This window comes from Candidatus Chlorohelix sp. (assembly GCF_037138995.1).
Classification (GTDB): Bacteria; Chloroflexota; Chloroflexia; order Chloroheliales; family Chloroheliaceae; genus Chlorohelix.
The window spans coordinates 1-3,206 of record NZ_JBAXHI010000099.1 but is presented as its reverse complement, the minus strand read 5'-3'; the positions used below and the strand labels follow the sequence as shown (position 1 = coordinate 3,206).

General features: G+C 48.3%; 3 protein-coding genes. All 3 read left to right on the top strand.

The window, feature by feature from the left end; translation table 11 throughout:
• Window positions 1-397, top strand: a 397-nt coding sequence (locus WCK19_RS18395; RefSeq protein ID WP_342398865.1) for an integrase core domain-containing protein, incomplete at its 5' end; no start/stop codon positions are given.
• Between the two features lie 431 nt (window positions 398-828).
• Window positions 829-2,868, top strand: a complete 2,040-nt coding sequence (locus tag WCK19_RS18390) for a class I SAM-dependent DNA methyltransferase (protein ID WP_342398864.1) — start codon at window positions 829-831, stop codon at window positions 2,866-2,868.
• Between the two features lie 80 nt (window positions 2,869-2,948).
• Window positions 2,949-3,098, top strand: coding sequence for a hypothetical protein (locus tag WCK19_RS18385; protein ID WP_342398863.1), 150 nt, complete (start codon window positions 2,949-2,951; stop codon window positions 3,096-3,098).
• The last annotated feature ends 108 nt before the right edge of the window (window positions 3,099-3,206 follow it).

Sequence of the window (3,206 nt, the reverse complement as noted above, 5' to 3'; positions counted from 1 at the left end):
AGATTGGTACAGTCGCTACATCGTGAGTTGGGAATTGTCGGACACACTTCAGATAGATTTCGTGGTGGCAGCAGTAAAGCGAGGTCTTTTGAGTTCAAAACCCGCTATTCTCAACAGCGATCAGGGCAGTCATTTCACCAGTCCGAAATATATTGGCTTAGTCGAGGGAGCGGGTGTGCGGGTGAGCATGGATGGACGAGGTCGAGCTTTCGACAACATTTTCACCGAGCGTTTGTGGCGGACGATTAAATATGAGTGTGTGTTCTTAAATGAATTTGAAAGTCCCAAAGAGGCGCGTCAAGTTATCGGGGAATACATCCGATTCTATAACGAGCAGCGACCGCATCAATCACTCTCTTATCGCACTCCGAGTGAAGTCCATTTTGAAAAATGCTGAAAATCGGCTATTTAATAATATGTTAATGTGCTTTTCAGAAAGGAGCAGATCACCTTATTTCCCTTAAATCGGTGTCTTGACAACTGGGTCCACCGTAGCCGCTCCTGCTAAATCAACCTACAATAATATTATTCCCGATTAACATTAAGAGTACCATTACAAATATGGTTTAACTTTGGTAACGAGTGGGAGACCCTCCTAAATCGAGGTATGACCATGTTTACGGCAACCTGTATTTTTGAAGATTCTCACTACGCAAGATTGCTGGGCTTTTGGTTCTTGTAAATGTCCGAGGCGGCAGCTAGTTTCCGGCTATATGAAAATCAACTCGCCTCATATAGGGGTTTGACTTAACATGGCTGTGCCACTAAAATACATTTATCTAGCGACTAATTTCCTTTTATAATTCAATATCTTCTCATCCGGGTAACATGAATAACTTTAACGACAAAGCAAACTTTATCTGGAGTATAGCCGACCTCATCCGAGACGTTTTCAAAAGGGGCAAGTATCAGGACGTTATCCTGCCTTTTACGGTACTGCGCCGTATAGATTGCGTGTTGCAGCCTAACAAAGAAAAGGTTTTGGATACTTATAATAAGTTCAAGGGCAAGCTGGATAATATGCACGACTTGTTGTGCAAGGCTTCGGGCTTCGCCTTTTACAATACCTCTCCTTTTGATTTTGAGAAGCTGTTGGGCGATGCCCCGAATCTGGCTTCCAACCTACGCGCCTATATCAACGGCTTTAGCACAAACATGCGCGAGGTGCTGGAGAAATTCGACTTCGATAATACTATCAAGAAGTTGGATGATACCGGCTTGCTCTTCAAGGTTATGGAGCGTCTGAACAGCAAGGATATAGACTTGCACCCGGATAAGGTTTCCAACCACGAGATGGGCTATATCTTTGAAGAGCTTATCCGCAAATTTAATGAAGCTCTGAACGAGAATCCCGGCGAACACTTTACCCCCCGCGAGGTGATTCGGCTGATGGTTAGCTTGATGTTGTCGCAGGATTATGAGCGCATCCAACAGGAAAGTGTGGTGTTGACAGTTTCCGACCCCTGCTGCGGGTCTGGTGGAATGTTAACCACCGCTAAGGAGCGCATCGAGGAAAAGAACGCCAGCGCAAAGGTCTTTTTGTTCGGGCAGGAAGTGAACCCCGAAACTTTCGCAATGTGCAAATCAGACCTTTACATGAAGAGTGAAGACGGGCAGGATGCTGAGCATATAAAGTTTGGTAGTACGCTGGCAAAAGACCAGCACGCCAATCGCCGCTTTGATTATCAGTTAGCCAATCCACCCTACGGCAAGGAATGGAAACAAGACGAGGAAGCGGTTAAGGGCGAGTACGACAAGGGTAGCGCGGGGCGTTTTTCCGCCGGGTTGCCGCGCATCAGTGATGGGCAATTGCTCTTTTTGCAGCACATGCTCAGCCGCATGATTAATAACGAAAGTCACCCCAGCCGCGTAGGTATTGTCATGAACGGCTCGCCTCTTTTCACCGGAGATGCTGGTAGCGGCGAGAGTGAAATTCGGCGTTGGGTTTTGGAGAATGATTGGCTTGAAGCGATTGTGGCATTACCGGAGCAGCTTTTCTATAACACCGGAATTGCTACCTATATTTGGGTCTTGTCCAACCGAAAACAGGCGCAGCGGCAGGGCAAGGTGCAACTTATCAACGCTACCGGCTTTTGGATACCGATGCGTAAGAGTATGGGCGATAAACGCCGTCAGATTTCGGATGGTTATATCGAGCAGATAACCGCGCTTTTCAAAGCCTATGAGGAGAGCGAGGTTTCCAAAATCTTTGATAGAAGCGCGTTTGGCTACCGCAAAATTACGGTGGAGCGTCCCTTGCGCTTGAACTTTCAGGCGAGCAAGGCGCGACTTGAGCTTGTGAAACAGCAGGCAGCTTTCGGGGCGTTGGCGCAGAGCAAAAAGAAGGATGTTGCCGAAAAAGCGAAAGAGGAAGCGGCGGGGCGTTTGTTGCAAGCGCAAATCCTGACTACGCTTTCACAGTTGCCGCCCGCTTTGTATAAAGACCGCGCCGAGTTTGAAAAAGAGCTTGATAAGTCCCTTAAACTCCACAAGCTCACGCTGTCTGCGCCGATACGCAAGGCGGTTTTGGCGGCTCTCTCCGAGCGGGATGAGACTGCCGAGATTTGTCGCAACAAGGACGGTGAGCCTGAGCCTGACCCAGAGTTGCGCGATACCGAGAATGTGCCGCTAACCGAAGCGGTGGAAGACTTTTTCGAGCGCGAGGTTAAGCCGCATGTACCTGACGCGTGGGTTAATACCACCATACGCGACCCCAAAGATGGGCAAGTCGGCAGGGTAGGCTACGAGATTAACTTTAACCGCTATTTTTACCAGTACCAACCGCCCCGCTCGTTGGGGGAAATAGAGGCGGATATTAAGCAGATAGAGCAGGATATTTTGCAATTATTGAGCGAAGTTGCCGGGTAAAGGGCGGTTCGTACTTGACCTGCTACCAACCGCACCCTAAAATTAAATCGGAACTTGCTTTAGCCGAGAAGGGGGATTTTATGCAAAGTATTAAACTGCATTCGCATACCGGCGCAGATGGTATGCTTAAACTGGAAGTGCCGATGGGGCTTGCCAACACCGATTTTGAGGTAGTGTTAATTGTACAGCCCGTAGCCAAAGCCGAATCTAGTCCGGAAGATTTGGGCTGACCCTCCGGCTTTTTTGAACAAACCTATGGTATGTTTCGGGATGACCAATTGGAGAGACTGCCGCAGGACGAATTGAGGCACGTGAGGAAAGCTTGTGATTATTAATAC

Bases quoted from the DNA above. Each gene is read 5' to 3' on its own strand.
- WCK19_RS18385 (WP_342398863.1), top strand. From the start codon at position 2,949: ATGCAAAGTATTAAACTGCATTCGCATACCGGCGCAGATGGTATGCTT.
- WCK19_RS18390 (WP_342398864.1), top strand. From the start codon at position 829: ATGAATAACTTTAACGACAAAGCAAACTTTATCTGGAGTATAGCCGAC.